The 13,177-nt window shown below is 66.9% G+C and carries 14 protein-coding genes and 1 pseudogene; 9 read left to right on the top strand and 6 right to left on the bottom strand.

The window, feature by feature from the left end; genetic code table 11:
- Positions 1 to 102: 102 nt before the first annotated feature.
- The 4 genes from NA10_RS30615 to rdgB all read left to right on the top strand — a co-directional run bounded on the left by NA10_RS30615 (position 103) and on the right by rdgB (position 3,121).
- Complete coding sequence (locus NA10_RS30615) at positions 103 to 804, top strand: rhomboid family intramembrane serine protease (protein WP_084515493.1); 702 nt, start codon at positions 103 to 105, stop codon at positions 802 to 804.
- 74 nt (positions 805 to 878) lie between these two features.
- The gene (locus tag NA10_RS30610) at positions 879 to 1,643 is read left to right on the top strand and encodes a cyclic nucleotide-degrading phosphodiesterase (protein ID WP_067574169.1); all 765 of its coding nucleotides are present in this window, start codon (positions 879 to 881) and stop codon (positions 1,641 to 1,643) included.
- 96 nt (positions 1,644 to 1,739) lie between these two features.
- Positions 1,740 to 2,513 (top strand): ribonuclease PH, encoded by a 774-nt coding sequence (gene rph, locus NA10_RS30605; protein ID WP_067574167.1) that lies wholly within the window; start codon positions 1,740 to 1,742, stop codon positions 2,511 to 2,513.
- Positions 2,513 to 3,121, top strand: a complete 609-nt coding sequence (gene rdgB, locus NA10_RS30600; protein WP_067574166.1) for an RdgB/HAM1 family non-canonical purine NTP pyrophosphatase — start codon at positions 2,513 to 2,515, stop codon at positions 3,119 to 3,121. The genes rph and rdgB overlap by 1 nt, the downstream gene beginning before the upstream one ends.
- A gap of 129 nt (positions 3,122 to 3,250) precedes the next feature.
- Here rdgB and NA10_RS30595 read toward each other — a convergent pair whose 3' ends face one another.
- The 3 genes from NA10_RS30595 to NA10_RS30585 all read right to left on the bottom strand — a co-directional run bounded on the left by NA10_RS30595 (position 3,251) and on the right by NA10_RS30585 (position 5,060).
- Complete coding sequence (locus tag NA10_RS30595; RefSeq protein WP_067574175.1) at positions 3,251 to 3,568, bottom strand: DUF3817 domain-containing protein; 318 nt, start codon at positions 3,566 to 3,568, stop codon at positions 3,251 to 3,253.
- An 86-nt stretch (positions 3,569 to 3,654) separates the two neighbouring features.
- Positions 3,655 to 4,125, bottom strand: a complete 471-nt coding sequence (locus tag NA10_RS30590; RefSeq protein ID WP_067574164.1) for a transcriptional regulator — start codon at positions 4,123 to 4,125, stop codon at positions 3,655 to 3,657.
- Between the two features lie 59 nt (positions 4,126 to 4,184).
- Positions 4,185 to 5,060, bottom strand: a complete 876-nt coding sequence (locus tag NA10_RS30585; protein WP_067574162.1) for an oxidoreductase — start codon at positions 5,058 to 5,060, stop codon at positions 4,185 to 4,187.
- Positions 5,061 to 5,246: 186 nt separating this feature from the next.
- On the opposite strand from NA10_RS30585, the gene NA10_RS30580 reads away from it, so the two are divergent.
- Together NA10_RS30580 and NA10_RS30575 are read left to right on the top strand one after the other, a co-directional pair.
- Positions 5,247 to 5,900 carry a TetR/AcrR family transcriptional regulator gene (locus NA10_RS30580; protein ID WP_067574173.1) on the top strand — a complete coding sequence of 218 codons (654 nt, stop codon included), beginning with the start codon at positions 5,247 to 5,249 and terminating at the stop codon, positions 5,898 to 5,900.
- A gap of 47 nt (positions 5,901 to 5,947) precedes the next feature.
- Positions 5,948 to 7,984, top strand: coding sequence for an MDR family MFS transporter (locus NA10_RS30575; protein WP_067574160.1), 2,037 nt, complete (start codon positions 5,948 to 5,950; stop codon positions 7,982 to 7,984).
- Between the two features lie 61 nt (positions 7,985 to 8,045).
- On the opposite strand, the gene NA10_RS30570 is transcribed toward NA10_RS30575, so the two are convergent.
- From NA10_RS30570 to NA10_RS30560, 3 genes are all read right to left on the bottom strand, one after another.
- A complete protein-coding gene (locus NA10_RS30570) occupies positions 8,046 to 9,263 on the bottom strand; it encodes an FAD-dependent oxidoreductase (protein ID WP_067574158.1) in 1,218 nt (405 codons plus the stop codon).
- 198 nt (positions 9,264 to 9,461) lie between these two features.
- Positions 9,462 to 10,124 carry a PadR family transcriptional regulator gene (locus tag NA10_RS30565; RefSeq protein ID WP_067574156.1) on the bottom strand — a complete coding sequence of 221 codons (663 nt, stop codon included), beginning with the start codon at positions 10,122 to 10,124 and terminating at the stop codon, positions 9,462 to 9,464.
- A 120-nt stretch (positions 10,125 to 10,244) separates the two neighbouring features.
- Entirely contained in the window at positions 10,245 to 11,045 is an 801-nt protein-coding gene (locus tag NA10_RS30560; protein WP_245678042.1) for a helix-turn-helix domain-containing protein, read from the bottom strand.
- A 122-nt stretch (positions 11,046 to 11,167) separates the two neighbouring features.
- On the opposite strand from NA10_RS30560, the gene NA10_RS30555 reads away from it, so the two are divergent.
- From NA10_RS30555 to NA10_RS30545, 3 genes and pseudogenes are all read left to right on the top strand, one after another.
- Positions 11,168 to 11,611 carry a hypothetical protein gene (locus tag NA10_RS30555; protein WP_067574154.1) on the top strand — a complete coding sequence of 148 codons (444 nt, stop codon included), beginning with the start codon at positions 11,168 to 11,170 and terminating at the stop codon, positions 11,609 to 11,611.
- 73 nt (positions 11,612 to 11,684) lie between these two features.
- A complete protein-coding gene (locus NA10_RS30550; RefSeq protein ID WP_067574152.1) occupies positions 11,685 to 12,704 on the top strand; it encodes a zinc-dependent alcohol dehydrogenase family protein in 1,020 nt (339 codons plus the stop codon).
- A gap of 183 nt (positions 12,705 to 12,887) precedes the next feature.
- Positions 12,888 to 13,177: pseudogene (locus NA10_RS30545) on the top strand (hypothetical protein); the annotation flags it as partial.

The following is a 13,177-nucleotide window of genomic DNA, read 5'->3' as shown; positions in this document are numbered from 1 at the left end:
GCCGGGATGGCGGAGCCGGTTGCCGCATCTATGTTCCGGACACGGCCGTCGTCGGGGCGGCGGTACGCTCGGGGTTGAGCTTGGCCATAGGAGGTACCGGCTATGAGCGGCAGCGGCGGCGTGGGTGCGTCATTCGATCCCGATCGGATCGCCCGGTTACGCGGGCGGGTGACGAATCCGGGGGTCGCGGCGCAGGGGGGCGGTGCGCTGAAGCTGCTGTGGCAGCGCGCGATTGCGATCATTCTCGCGTTTACCGCGCTGCTCTACGGGGTAGAGGGCGCCGACTCGGTGACCGATCACAGTTTGGACGCCGCGGGCGGCGTGAAGCCGCGTCAGGCGGACGGTTTGGACGGCATTCTCTTCGGCCCTGTGCTGCATGCCAATTGGGAGCATTTGATCGGTAATACCGTTCCGGTATTGGTCCTGGGTCTGCTGACGCTGCTCACCGGTATCGGGCGGGGGCTCGCGGCCACCGCGATCATCTGGGTGATCGGTGAGTCCGGCACCTGGTTGACGGGTCAATCGCATTCGGTGCACATCGGTGCGTCGGTGCTGGTTTTCGGCTGGCTCACCTATCTGATCTCGCGCGGGATCTTCGCCCGCAATGTGTTGCAGATCGCCATTGGCCTGGTGGTGGGGTTGCTGTATGGGTCGATTCTGTGGGGCGTACTGCCTGGCCAACCCGGAATCTCTTGGCAAGGACATCTTTTCGGGGCGGTGGGTGGCTTGGTTGCGGGATGGGTACTCTCGGCCAATGAACTTCGTCATCGTCGCGGGGCCAGTGTCGGCCGTCTCGTGTCGTAGGGGTGACGGTGAACCCGGCCGGCGATTTGGGGGATCCCTCCTTGACTGAGACAGCAGCGTGGCAGCATGGGGGAATGCGCCTCACCGTGATCGGGTGCTCGGGCAGTGTGTCCGGCCCGGATTCCCCGGCGTCGGGATACCTGCTCACCGGCCCGGATATGACTCCCACCGTCATTGATTTCGGTCCCGGCGTTCTCGGTGCGCTGCAGCGCTATCTGGATCCGGGCGAGGTGGATATCTTCCTCACCCATCTGCACGCCGATCACTGCTTGGATCTGCCGGGACTGCTGGTGTGGCGGCGCTACCATCCGAATCCGCCGACCGGTAAGGCCGTCGTGCACGGCCCGTCCGACACCTCGCTGCGGATCGGCAATGCCTCCGCCGAGATCGGCGGCGAGACCGACGACTGGTCCGATGTGATCGATATGCGGCAGTGGGCGGTGGGCGAGCCGACTCCGTTCGGCCCCGGCCATACCGTCGAGGCGCGGCGCATGTACCACCCGCCGGAGTCCTACGGTCTGCGCATCAACACCGCCGCGGGCAAGACCTTCGTCTATACCGGTGACACCGCCATCTGCCCCGAGGTATACGACCTGGCACGCGGTGCGGATGTGCTGCTGGCCGAAGCCTCCTGGACGCACGATCCGGCGAATCGTCCCCCGGGCATCCATCTCTCGGGCACCGAGGCGGGCATGATCGCCGCCGAGGCGGGCGTCGGCGAACTGCTGCTCACCCACATTCCGCCGTGGACTTCCCGCGAGGATGTGATCGCCGAGGCGAAGGCGGTCTTCAGCGGTCCGGTGCACGCGGTTTCCCCCGGCGAGGTCTTCGAAATCTGACCGCGGCCGCTACGGCCTCCCACCCCCATCACCGCCATGTCCGCGACCCGTAAGGGTCGCGGACATGTTCGCTCGGTGCGCCGTTAGGCTGGGCCCGTGTCTAAACGAGCCGATGGCAGGGCGGATGACGAACTCCGCGAGGTAAGGATCACCCGTGGGTTCACCACGCATCCGGCGGGATCGGTGCTGGTGGAGTTCGGCGGGACCCGGGTCATGTGTACCGCGAGCGTCACCGACGGGGTGCCGCCGTGGCGGCGCGACTCCGGATTGGGCTGGCTGACGGCCGAATACGCCATGCTGCCCGCCGCCACCCATACCCGCTCCGGGCGTGAGTCGGTCAAGGGCAAGGTCGGCGGTCGCACCCAGGAGATCTCCCGGCTGATCGGGCGCTCGCTGCGCGCCTGCATCGACCTGTCGACCATCGGCGAGAACACCATCGCGGTGGATTGTGATGTGCTGCAGGCCGACGGCGGCACCCGCACCGCTGCCATCACCGGTGCGTACGTGGCGCTTTCGGATGCCATCACCTACCTGGGCGCGGCCGGACAGCTGACCGATCCGCAGCCCATCTCCTGCGCCATCGCCGCGGTGAGCGTCGGTGTGGTGGACGGCCGGGTGCGCCTGGACCTGCCGTACGAGGAGGATTCGCGCGCCGAGGTCGATATGAATGTGGTCGCCACCGATACCGGCACCCTGGTCGAGATCCAGGGCACCGGTGAGGGCGCGACCTTCCCGCGCTCGACCCTGGACAAGCTGCTGGACTCCGCGCTCGCGGGGTGCGAGCAGATCTTCCAGGTGCAGAAGGAGGCGCTCGCCCTGCCGTACCCGGGCGTGCTGCCGGAGCCCTCCGAGGGGAAGAAGAAGTCCTGATGTCCCGCCGCGTCCTGGTGGCCAGCCGAAATGCCAAGAAACTGAACGAATTACGCCGCATTCTCGATGAGGCCGGTATCGCGGGCGTCGAGATCGTCGGGCTGAACGATGTGCCCGAATACGAGGAGGCCCCCGAAACCGGCGCGACCTTCGAGGAGAATGCCCTCGCCAAGGCGCGCGACGGATTCGCCGCCACCGGATTGCCCTGTGTCGCAGACGATTCCGGTATCGCGGTGGATGCGCTCAACGGTATGCCGGGTGTGCTCTCGGCCCGCTGGTCCGGCACGCACGGCAATGACGAGGCCAATAACGCCCTGCTGCTGGCCCAGCTCGGCGATGTCCCCGATGAGCGGCGCGGCGGCAGTTTCGTCTCCGCGTGCGCGCTGGTCGCAGACGGTGTCGAGGAGGTGGTGCGCGGGGAATGGCCCGGCGTCATCGCCCGGAAGCCGGTGGGCGACGGCGGTTTCGGCTACGACCCACTCTTCGTCCCGGAGGGCGGCACCGTCTCGGCGGCCCAGCTCACCCCCGCGGAGAAGGATGCGGTCTCGCATCGCGGCCGTGCCCTGCGTCAGCTGCTCCCGGCCCTGAAAGCCCTCGCCGCCAACTGATTTCGCCGGTCAACGACAGCGCGCTCCCGTCCGTGTGGACGGGAGCGCGCTGGTTCAGGGGATGTAATGGATCCTCCGCCTGGGAGTCTCGTCATCCCGGCATGCTTTCGGCCGGGATTCGCACCCGGCTCAGAGCCCGAAGGCGGTCTTCACTTCCTTGGTCCGCATATGCTCGAACACGAAGGACAGGAACGGAATCGTGCCCGCCAGGCAGGTCAGCGCCGTGGTGACAGGCTTCCACCGCGCCTTGATCCCCAGGTCGATGGTCATCACCAGGTATAGCATGTAGAAGATCCCGTGCACCTGTCCGACGTAGAACAGCCAGTGCGGTGCGGTGCTGCTGTCGTCCAGCAGCAGATACTTGTAGATCACCTCACCGGTGAGCACGAGCAGCCACAGACCGGTGATCCAGGCCAGAATTCGGTACCGCAGCAGTGCGCCGCGGATCTTCTCGGGCGCGGCCGCGCCGAGCGGCCGGGGCGCGAGGGTGTCCGCACCGCTGGCGACGGGGGCCTGGGAGTTGTCGCGCGCGGTCACCCGGCGCTCCTTTCGGGGTGGTTGCGCAGCCCGGCGTCCTGAATCTGCTGATCCAGATCGCTGGCGTGCAGATCGGCCAGGTACCTGTTGTATTCGGTGGTCTGTGGATCATTCTCGGTGACCGCCCTGGGGCGCTCGGGCAGTAGCCCGGCGGGAATCTCGCGCGGCGCGACCCGCTTGGGCCGCTTGGGTCGCAGCGGCGTTGCGCTCTCGGCGACCGGTGTCCCTTCGGGAGCCGAGCTTTGGGATTCCGCCTCCCGGGCGTCCTTCTCCAGCCGCACGAATCGGAAGTACGCCCACACCACGAAGCCCGCGAACAGCGGCCATTGCAGGGCGTACCCGAGATTCTGACCGGTACCGCTACCGGATTCGTAGCGCCCCCACTGCCACCACCCCAGGCCCAGGCAGGCCACGAACGCCACGACCACGAATACGATCAGGGCCGGACGGCGGTGGGGAGCGGACACGCCACCACGGTACCTCCCTACTACGGCCGACGTAGTAGGGAGGTCCGCCGCATTCCTCGCTAGAACTTGTAGGTGACGCCGGTGAGGCGCTCGGACTCTTCCCAGAGTCGCCGCCACAGGTCCTGGTTTTGGGAGAGTTTGCTCGAGGGGGAGGGTTCGACCGGGCCCTTGTTGCCCATCAGGCGGGCCGGACCCCAGTAGATGGTGGGGTCGGCGTCGGGCATGGTGGCCGCGAAGAGGGAGGAGTGCGCGGCCTTGGCGGGGGAGTGGCCGATCAGGCGGACGAACGGCTTGGAAATCTTGTCCAGAGGGGTTTCGGTGCGCGCGAAGAGATCGGTCGCCGAGACGCCGGGGTGCACGCCGTAGGAGCGCTTGCTCGAACCGGCGGCGGTGAGGCGGCGCTGCAGCTCACGCGCGAACATCAGATTGGAGAGTTTGGACTGGGCGTACGCGAGATTGCGCTGATACCTGCGGTTCTCGTAGTTCAGATCGTCGATCCACAGCTTGGGGGTCTGCTTGTGCGCGATGGAGGCCAGGGTGACGACCCGGTCGCCGATCTTGTCCAGCAGCAGTCCGGTGAGCGCGTAGTGGCCGAGATGGTTGACGCCCCACTGGGTTTCGAACCCGTCCTCGGTGCGCGAGAACGGGATGTTCATCAATCCGGCGTTATTGATGAGCACATCGAATTCGCCTGTGCTGTCCGCGAATTCGCGTACCGAGGCGAGGCTGGCCAGGTCCAGCGCCGCGACCCGCACATCGCCTTCGATGGCGTCGGCGACCTGCTGTGCCTTGGCGGTGTTGCGGCAGGCCATAATGACGGTCGCGCCCTTGCTCGCGAGCACCCTGGTGGTCTGCTCGCCGATTCCGCCATTGGCTCCGGTGATCACGAAGGTGCGCCCGGACTGGTCCGAGATTTCGCTTGGCTTCCATGCCATGGCTGTTGACCTCACAGGTTCGGCTTTCGATGTGCCTCGTCGCACACGGTCCTCTGACCTTACTTCAGAGTAAGTTCCAGTGGTAGGCCGACTCGGGCGGCCATCCCGCTCATGGCGTTGAACATATGGCAGACCTAAAAATGTGTCAGAAACGAATTTATGACCGGAGCGGTTATAGTGCCGGATATGAGCGCACGGACCGCCGACACCCGGCCGCTGGGACTGCGGGAGCGGAAGAAACAGCAGACTCGGCAGCACATCTCCGATACCGCGACCCTGCTGTTCCTCGAACGCGGCTACGACCATGTCACCATCGCCGATATCGCGGTCGCCGCGGATGTCGCGAAGATGACCGTCACCAACTACTTTCCGCGCAAGGAAGACCTGGTGCTGGACGTGCGCGATGTCTTCGTGACGAGCCTCGCGCGCAGTGTCGGGGAGCGGCCGCGCGGTGCGTCCGCGCTGACGGCGCTGCGCGACGCCGCACTCGCCGCGGTGGCGGCGAAGGACGCCACGGCCGGATTCTCCGGTCCGGAGTTCGCCCGGCTGATCACCGGGAGTCCGGCATTGGTGGCCCGTTTGCGGGAGTTCCACGATGAGCGCGAACGCCTCCTGGCCGAGGCGCTGGCGGTTGAGACATCCGCTGCCCCGGGCGATTTCACGCCGCGCATCGCCGCCGCGCTGTTCGCCGGTGTGCACCGCGCGCTCTTCGAAGAGGCGCTGCGCCGCATTGTGGCGGGTGAATCCGACGATGTCATCGCCGCGGCCCTGACCGGATATGTCGTCGAGGCTTTCGCGACCCTCGAACCGGCGCTCGGCGACTACGCCATTCGCGGTTAGCCGTGTCGTTGCTGTTCATCGGCTAATGAGCGAAACATACTGGGCCGATGACCGGTGCCAGCGCGGCCGCCGCCCCTCCCGTGCCCCAGCCTCTGAGCCGGGCCAGGATCAATGTCATCTTCGGCACCGTGGTGCTCGGGATGCTCATGGCGGCACTCGACTCGACCATCGTCTCCACCGCCCTGCCGACCATCGTCGCCGATCTGGGCGGTGCCGGTCATATGGCGTGGGTGGTCACCGCCTATCTGGTCGCGGAGGCCATCGCCACCGCGCTGGCCGGGAAGTTCGGTGATCTGTTCGGCCGCAAACTGATCTTCCAACTCAGCGGAGCCATTTTCATTCTCGGCTCCATCGTCGCCGGCATGGCGCACGGAATGGAGTTGCTGATCATTGCCAGGGCCGTGCAGGGGCTCGGCGCGGGCGGGCTCATGGTGACCTCCATGGCACTCATCGCCGATGTGATCCCGCTGCGCGAACGCGGTCAATACCAGGGCGCGCTGGGCGCGGTCTTCGGTGTGACCACGGTGGTCGGGCCGACCCTGGGCGGACTGTTCACCGATCATCTGAGCTGGCGCTGGTGCTTCTACGTGAACGTGCCGATCGCCGTCATCATGATCGTCGTTGCGGCACGGACGATTCCGGTGGTGCGCAACTCGGTCAAACCGCTGGTCGACTATCTGGGCATCGCGCTCATCGCCATCGGCGTCACCTGTCTGATCCTCGGATTGGAGTGGGGCGGCCAGGAGTACGCGTGGGGTTCGGCCACGATCCTGGGCCTGTTCATCGCCGCCGCGGTCGCGCTCGCGGCCTTCGTGGCGGTGGAATTGCGGGCCCGGGAGCCCATGCTGCCCATGCGGTTGTTCCGCAGCAATGTCTTCACCATCTGCTCGATCCTGAGCTTCATCGTCGGTTTCGCCATGCTCGGCGCGATGACCTATCTGCCCGCGTTCCTGCAGTACGTCAAGGGCGTCTCAGCGACCGCGTCGGGGGTGCAGACCCTGCCGCTGGTCGTCGGATTGTTCACCACCTCAATACTTTCCGGCACCATCGTGGGCCGGACCGGCCGGTACAAGTTCTTCCCGATCGCCGGTACCGCCGTCATGGCGGTGGGCCTATTCCTCATGTCCACCATGGACGCGAGCACCGGTTTCTGGGTGCAGTCGCTGTACATGCTGATCCTGGGTCTGGGCATCGGCCTGGCCATGCAGGTGCTCACCATCGCGGTGCAGAACAGCGTGCCGTACTCGGATCTGGGCACCGCGACCTCCGGGGTGACCTTCTTCCGCACCATCGGCAGCGCCTTCGGCACCACCGTCTTCGGCACGCTGTACACCAATCAGCTCGGCCCGCATCTGGGTTCGGCGCTGGTGCAAGCCAAGGTGCCGCCGGGGGTGGCGCAGAATCCGCAGGCCCTGCGCGCACTGCCGCCGGAGCAGGCCAGGCCCATCATCGACGCGTACGCCACCTCCATCGATTACGTGTTCCGCTGGGTGGTGCCGGTCGCGGTGCTGGGCTTCCTGATCGCCTGGCTCTTGAAGGAGGTGCCGCTGCGCGACAGTGCGCGCGGGGAGGCCATGGATGTCGGCGAGGGCTGGGCGGTCCCGGATTCCCCGGATCGCGGGGTCCAGATGGAGCGGGCCATTGTGCGGGTGCTGCGCAAACTGCGCGACAATGCCGTGCCGGAACCGGGAATCCTTGCGGCGGCGGGCAGTTCGCTGGACAAGGATGAGGCGTGGGCGCTGGGCCAGGTCCGGCTGTATCAGCGCCTGCGCGGTTCGGTGACGGTCGCCGATATCGCCAAAACCCATTGGGTGCCACCGCAATTGGTGCAACCGGTCTTCGAGAAGGCGCAGCGCGACGGCCTGGTCCGGCTCGACGGCGGGGAATTGACCCTCACCGAGCGCGGGTTGCGCGAGGTCGACACCGTGCAGGTGGCCTGGAAGCGCTGGCTCGAAAGTCAGCTCGGCGACTGGGATCTCACCGATCCCACCGAGCGCGCTCTGTTCGACCAGAGCATCGACAATATCGCCACCAAACTGCTGGACGAGGCCGACCGCCCTAACGCCCTGCCCGCCCGGGGCTGAGCAGTCCCAGCGAGTGCCCCCACCGCGTCGATTCGCGGCGGGGGGCACTGTGTTTCGTATCTCAGGCGGCCGCGCGCACCGGTCGCACGGGGGCATCCCAGTCGATCCGGAAGCGCTGCTCGTGCCCGAGCGTCTTCTCCGGATCCATCCGCTTGAGCATCATCGGCATTATCAACCCCATGGCCGCCCGGGTGATCGGCCCGGCCGCCTTGGTGTGGTTCATCCGCTTCACCCGGTTCGCTACCGCCTCCACCCGAGGCCGCCGCAGCGCCTCGTAGGTGGCGAAAGCCGTTGCCGGATCCTCGATATCGCGCAGACAGCGCGCGAGCTCGATGGCGCTCTCGATGGCCATGGACCCGCCCTGCCCGGAGGTATTGCTGGGCGCGTGCACGGCATCGCCGGTGAGCACCATGCGCCCGCGGTACCAGTGCGGCACCTTCGGCATGATGTGCAGCGCGCCCACCACCATCAACTCCTCCGGCTTGGTATTGCGAGCCAGTTCCGCACCGGGGGTGTCATCGACGTAGACCTCGCGCAGGATGCGCAACCACTCCGCATTGGGCACGGTCCGCGCCTCCGAGAGCGACATGTACTTCTCGTGCGGCAGATTCGCACCCCACGCGGCCCGCCCGTCGGGCATGGTCCAGTACAGGTAGTAGCCGCGTTTGCCGAAGGCGAAGGTCATATTCCCCGGGGGGATGGGGTCGGTGATCTCGGTGTACGCGCCGAAGCCCAGCATGCCCAGGTAGGTCGGTCCGGGGGCCTCGGGGTCGATGAGGGTGCGCACCGTGGAGCGGATGCCGTCCGCGCCGATGAGCACATCCCCGGTGGCGCTGCTGCCGTCGGCGAAGTGCGCGGTGACGCCGTCCGCGTGCTCCTGGACATCGACCAGTTTCCGGTTGTACTCGAACCGCACGCCGTTGGCGACCGCCGTATCATGCAGTGCCACATGCAGATCCGGCCGATCGACCAGTCGCAGCGGTTCCACCCCGGTCAGTACGGGCATGGGGACGTTCTTGCTGTTGACGGACATCGAGCTGGTGTGGATCGGTGCGGCGATCGCGCGCACCGCATCGCCCGCGTCAATGATGTCGAGCGCGGCCACCCCGTTGGGTGCGAGCGCCAGATTGGAGCCGATGCCGTAGGCGGGCCCCGGATACGCCTCGAAGACGCGGGCCTCGATGCCGGCCTTGGTCAGCGCGGTCGCGGTGACCGGTCCGGAGATGCCGCCGCCGATGACGAGGGCCGACCGTATGGCGCGTGGATTGGTGGTGGACATGGGTTGTCTCCCTGAATGTTCGAAGGTGGGCGATAACCCCGAATCCGAGCGCGCGCGGAGAACCCAGTTATCCTGTAGTTGCCAAACTCGGTACGAGTTCGCCTGCACGAGCACGGATCGGGAAGGTGTGTTCCCGGGTCTCGGCGATGGTGTTGCAGCACCTTCGTCGGGGCCCGGTTCGATATTCGGTTCCGATACTCAGTCCGGCGGCCGCTGCTCGCCGAGTAGTCCTCCCTCCACCATGGTGCCGACGTCGGCGGGGGTGAACCCGTCGCGATGCCAGCTCCGCCACATCTCGACCTGCGGGAAACTGCCGTCGGCGAGTGAATCACGCAGTGCGCGAGCCCAATTCGCCTCGGCTGTCAGCATGGCCAGCTCATAATCGTCTTCGATCAGGAAAAGGCGCGGCAGTGAGCCTTCCAGAGCGGCCAATTGGGCCGCGGCGGCGTCGATCGCGCTCTCCAACTTGGTGATTCGATCGGCGAGCAGTTCGATGACCTCATCCGGCGGCAGCACCGAAACCACCGAGAGGCCGGCCATGAAGGGGCGCTGCTCGGGCTGCGGGCTGGCGATGAGTTCGCGGGTCCAGTCGGTGAGTTCGGCCCGACCGGCGTCGGTGATCCGGTAGATGGTGCGTTCGGGGCGGGCGCCGTCGCGTTCGCTGCCGGTGATCTCGAGGAATCCGTGTTTGGTGAGGTTGTCGACCACGGTGTACAGCGAACCCCATTTGACGCCCATGTCATGGTCCTTGCCGAACTCCCGCAACCGCGCGGCGATCTCGTAGCGATGCATGGGCGCGATGGCCAGGACGGACAGTACGGCCAGCGCCATCAGATTTCCGACTTTGCGTTTGCGGGCCATCCCGGCACCTCCTTACTCGTCAACGAATATACGTCTACGAGTACTCGGCCACAAGGCTGTCCGGGAAACGAGAACGCCCCGGGCGGCGGTGGCCGCGCGGGGCGTGGTGGGAGGTGCCGCTCAGGAGGTGGCGAACCGCGAGTGCAGATAATCCGAGGTGGCCTGGTCGGCGGGCAGAAACGCCTCCAGATGCAGTTCGGCCAGGGTGATGTCGGTGGCCGTCGCGAACGAGGTGAGCGTGGTGATCAGTCGCAATTCGCCGCCGGGACGGCGCAATCGCAGCGGTACCGCGAAGCCGAGATGATGCGGTCCGGGATCGACCGGCGGCAGGTAGCCGTCCAGCTCCGCGATGAGCGCGTCCAACGTCGGATCCGGACTGCGCGCCGCTCGATTGCGCAGACTGTCGGTGATATGCCGCCCCCACTCGGGCAGATTGATCACCCGCCGCGCCAGCCCGTCCGGATGCAGCGCCAGTCGCAGCACATTCAGCGGCGCCTCGAACAGCTCCGGCGCGCACCCCTCGGCGAGCATTTCGAAGGCGGGATTGGCGGCCACCAGCACCCCGTACGGGCGGGTCACCACCGCCGGATACGGCAGATGCCCCTGCAAAATGGTGTCCAGCGCATGCCGTACCGGTCCCAGTTCCGGTGCATCCAAAGCGGATTCGGGAAACGCGGGCGCGTAGCCGGCGGCCAGCAGCAGCGTATTGCGTTCGCGCAGTGAGAGTCCCAGCGATTCGGCCAGCCGTACCACCATGGTCCGGCCCGGATGCGAACGCCCCTGTTCCAGAAAACTCAGATACCGCTGGCTGGTCTCGGCGCTGATCGCCAGGTCCAACTGGCTGATTCGGCGCCGGGTGCGCCAATGCTTCAACTGTTGCGCGAACGGGCTCGCCGGGGCTGCCACCGCCATGATCGTCATACCTCCACTGTCCGGACCCGCCCGCCCGCGGGCGATTCCCCGCAGGGAATGACAAGCGCGGCCACATGATCATTCCCTGCGGGGAATCGCGCTCAGCAGCACGGCCGAACAGACTCTGTGGCATGACCAACGACCTCGACATCACCGCCCTGACAACCCTCACCGAGCAGTACATCGCCCTGTGGAACGAGGCGGATCCGGCGGCCCGCACCAAGCTGATCGCCGAACTCTGGTCGCCCGACGGCGCCCAGGTGCTGACCGATCCGCCGCAGGAGATCCGCGAGGCCGCCGCCGCGCTCGCCTTTCCCATTCCCCATCTGACGGTGCGCGGGCACCGCGAGCTCGACGCCCGGGTGACCCGGGCCTACGAAATGTTCATCGCCCCCGGCGAATACACCTTCGCACCGCGCGGGGTGGCCCAGCGCTTGGCAGGTGGTCTGGTCGGCCTGGGCTGGTCGATGGTGTCCATCGCCGACGGCTCCGAGGGCGGCACCGGCTACGACGTGCTCGCACTCGACCAGGACGGCCGGATCCGCAGCGATCACCAGTACATCGGTCCCGCGTGACGATTCGCGCGATCGTCGGGCCCGCGCCGGTCACCGGACCGGCGCACCAGCATCACATCTCAGGAGAAGAATCATGAATGCCATTGCGTACCAGATGGATCCGCTGCGCGGCCTGGACGGACTCAGCACCCGCGCACAGCAGGTCCCGGTGCCGGGGCCGCACCAGGTCGTGGTGCAGGTGCGTGCCGCCTCGCTGAATCGGCGCGACATCCTGCTGTACGAGGGGCAGTATCCGGTGCCGATGACCCCGGGCATCACGCCCCTGGTCGACGGGGTCGGCGAGGTGATCGCGGTGGGCGAGGGGGTATCTCGCGCCGCACTCGGCGACCGCGTCACCGGAACCTACTTCGTGGCCTGGAACGACGGGCCGCAGACGCAGAAATCCTCGTTCGAGCAGTACGGCGCCAATCATCACGGCTGGCTGGCGAATTATATTCTGCTGGAAGAGGATTCGGTGGTGCAGGTACCGGCGCACCTGACCGATGCGGAGGCCGCCTCGCTGACCGCCGCGGGTCTGGTGGCGTGGTCGGCGCTGACCAAGCCGGTGCCCGCCGGGCCGGGTGACACGGTGCTCACGGTCGGCACCGGCGTGGTCGGCCTCTTCGCCGTCCAGCACGCCAAAATGCTTGGGGCGCGGGTTATCTCGATTACCTCCTCACCGGACAAGGCGGAACGGCTGCGCAAGCTCGGCGCGGACGAGGTCTTCGACCGCAAGCAGACCCCGGACTGGGAGCACGCGGTGCTCGATCTCACCGGCGGGGACGGCGTGCAGCATGTGATCGACGCGGTCGGCATGCCGACGCTGCCCAAATCACTGGCCTCGGGGGCCTACAACGCGATGATCACCCTGATCGGCGCGTTCCCCGCCGAGGCGGGTGAGCAGCCGGGCGATCCCACGGGCTACAAATATCTCGGCGTGCGCCGCATCGCCGTCGGCAGCCGCGCCGATTTCGAGGCCATGAACCGCACCATCTCCGAGCACGGTATGCGCCCGCTCATCGATCGGGTGTTCCCGTTCGAGCAGGCCGCCGAGGCGTACCGGTATTACACCGAGGGCGATCCCTTCGGGAAGGTCGTCATCTCCGTCGCCTGATCCGCCGCCTGATTCGACCATCCATCGGGCGATCATCCGGCAATCTCTGAAAATAGATATTGAGCTGGAACAATTATGTTCTCGATGGGAGGTTCATCTCACTGGCAAACTTGTGTACCGTCCTGGAAGACGAGCTTTTCGGATCGGCAGGCGGCCTGGGGTCGCAGATCGAAGGAGCTTCCGGTGGCACTCGGCACGATGCATGAGAAATCAGCGGGGAGCGCGGACGACGGCACACCCGGCGTGGTGGAGACCGGTGAGATGTCCACCCGGGTGCTGGCACTCATGATCGTGCTCGGGCTGGGAGTGGCACTGGCATTGGTCGGGGGCAGTCTGCGCGGCAGTTTCGCGGGCACGGGTGCGGACGCCGATAACCCGGCCGCTCCGGCCGCCACCTCCACGACCTCAGCGACCTCAGCGACCACCCACCAGCCCGCGAGCGCGGGACCGCCGCCCCCGGCCCCGGCCCCGCC

The sequence above is a fragment of the Nocardia acidivorans NBRC 108247 genome (assembly GCF_001625085.1).
In the GTDB taxonomy this organism is placed as follows: Bacteria; Actinomycetota; Actinomycetes; order Mycobacteriales; family Mycobacteriaceae; genus Nocardia; species Nocardia acidivorans.
Note: the sequence above shows the minus strand (reverse complement) of the source record. Positions and strands in the feature narration are given on the sequence as shown.